The sequence below is a fragment of the Flavobacterium sp. GT3R68 genome (assembly GCF_007109225.1).
Classification (GTDB): Bacteria; Bacteroidota; Bacteroidia; order Flavobacteriales; family Flavobacteriaceae; genus Flavobacterium.
The window spans coordinates 1-1,042 of the sequence record NZ_VJZK01000041.1 but is presented as its reverse complement, the minus strand read 5'-3'; the positions used below and the strand labels follow the sequence as shown (position 1 = coordinate 1,042).

Below are 1,042 nucleotides of genomic sequence, written 5' to 3'. Positions count from 1 at the left end.
TACCAAAAGAATTCCATAATTTATATATTTTCTGTTTGAGGTCCTTTATTTATAATTTTACCAACTAAGAGTAAAAACAGCATTCCTAATAAGAGATACAATCCTATAAATCCAAGCAAGGTAAATAACGTATTTCCGGAGGAAACTGTTGGAGAAGCACCTTCGGCAGTACGCAATAAATCATATACCAACCAAGGCTGCCTTCCTAATTCAGCAGTGTACCACCCCGTTGTATTGGCGATATAAGGAAATGGCAGCATAAAAAGCAAAGACCACAAAATCCATTTAGTTTCGAATAATTTTTTTCTAATGAGCTGAAAAACAGCAAAAGCCATTAATCCGATGAAAACGGTTCCGAGTCCAACCATGATATGATACGCGTAATATAATCCTGAAATATTAGTGGGATGATTCTCCTCTTTAAATTGATCTAAGCCTTTGATTTCCTGATGCCAGTTGCCATAGGTTAAAAAACTCAAAATATTAGGTACGGCAATTTTATTGTCCAATTTTTTATCTTTCACATCAGGTTGACCAATTAAAACAATTTCAGAACCTTTCTTTTCGGTATGAAAAATTCCTTCCATTGCAGCAAAAGTAACAGGTTGGTATTTCACCACATTCTTGGCTAACAAATCTCCGGTAGGAACTGCAACGATAAGGCTTGAAGCCAATCCAAAAATCACTCCCGTTTTCACAAATAATTTTCCAAAAGACACCTGCTTTTTACTTAAAATATAAAAGGCACCAATCCCTGCAACAACAAAAGAACTGGTTACCATTGAAGCCGCCTGGTTGTGCAAATAAGACGGCCACAACCAAGGATTTGTGAATAGCGCTGAAAAGTTATTCAATACGAATTTACCATTTGCTAAAATTTCATACCCTACTGGATATTGCATCCAGGAATGCGTTGCAATGATTAAAAATCCGCTGGCCCAGGAGCCGATAAAAATGAGTAATCCGGTGACAAAATGCCATTTATGCCCGAGTAATTTTTCTCCAAATAAAAAAAACCATAACAAGGATGAATGCAAAAAGA

General features: G+C 36.3%; 1 protein-coding gene. It reads right to left on the bottom strand.

Annotated elements, in window-relative coordinates; all coding sequences use genetic code 11:
* Nucleotides 1–20: 20 nt before the first annotated feature.
* Nucleotides 21–1,042 (bottom strand): cytochrome ubiquinol oxidase subunit I (locus FNW07_RS13710; RefSeq protein WP_144265657.1); only part of this gene is annotated, 1,022 nt, incomplete at its 5' end.